Genomic DNA, 950 nt, shown 5'->3' with positions numbered 1-950 from the left:
AAGGCGAGGACCGCGCCCAGCGAGAACACGTCCGAGGCGCCCGTGACCCCCTTGCCGAGGATCTGCTCGGGCGACATGTAGCCCGGCGAGCCGATGGACACGCCGGTGGAGGTCAGCGAGGCGGTGCCGTCCGTGGCCCGGGCGATCCCGAAGTCGATCAGCCGGGGCCCGTCGAGGGTCAGCATCACGTTCGACGGCTTCACGTCCCGGTGGACGAGGCCCAGCCCGTGCACCGCCACCAGCGCCCGGGCCAGCCCCGCTCCCACGGCCCGTACGGAGGCCTCCGGCAGCGGCCCGTGCCCGGCGACCGCCCGGTCCAGCGAGGGCCCGGCCACGTACCCGGTCGCCACCCAGGGCACGGCCGCCTCCGGGTCGGCGTCCAGCACGGGCGCCGTCCACTCCCCGCCCACCCGCCGCGCGGCCTCCACCTCGCGGCGGAACCGGGTGCGGAACTCGGTGTCGGAGGCGAAGTGCGGGTGCACCACCTTCACGGCGACGGTCCGCCCGCCCGCGCTGCGCCCCAGGTACACCCGCCCCATGCCGCCCGCGCCGAGCCGGCCGAGCAGCCGGTAGGCGCCGATCGTCCGCGGCTCACCGGCTTCGAGCGGCTGCATCGCGTCCCCCCTGTCCCCGGGTTCCGTGGTCACCCGGACAGCAGCACCTTAGGGGGTGGGGAGGGGCGGGCGGCGGACCGATCCGCACACGGAATGCGAACCGTCCGCCGGCTCTTCGCCCGCCATTTCCTCCACCGGTCTTCCGGCACTCTTCCGGCGGGGCGGACGGAAATGCGAAAGGCGAACGAATTTCCGGCAAACGGAACATTACCCCGCCGGGAAGTGGAAGATCCTTATCGGATCCCCCGGACTATTGGCGATCAGCGTTCCGGCCTGCCGGCCTTCAGCAACTCCACGGCCACATCAGCCGCATAGCCGGTGTCCGCTCCCGTACGG

At 73.3% G+C, this 950-nt stretch carries 1 protein-coding gene; it reads right to left on the bottom strand.

Annotated elements, in window-relative coordinates:
* The coding region (locus VR44_RS18105; RefSeq protein WP_045948562.1) for a serine/threonine-protein kinase at positions 1–614 on the bottom strand (614 nt) is incomplete at its 3' end.
* Between the last annotated feature and the right edge of the window lie 336 nt (positions 615–950).

The organism is Streptomyces katrae (assembly GCF_000966975.1).
GTDB lineage: Bacteria > Actinomycetota > Actinomycetes > Streptomycetales > Streptomycetaceae > Streptomyces > Streptomyces katrae.
Note: the sequence above shows the minus strand (reverse complement) of the source record. Positions and strands in the feature narration are given on the sequence as shown.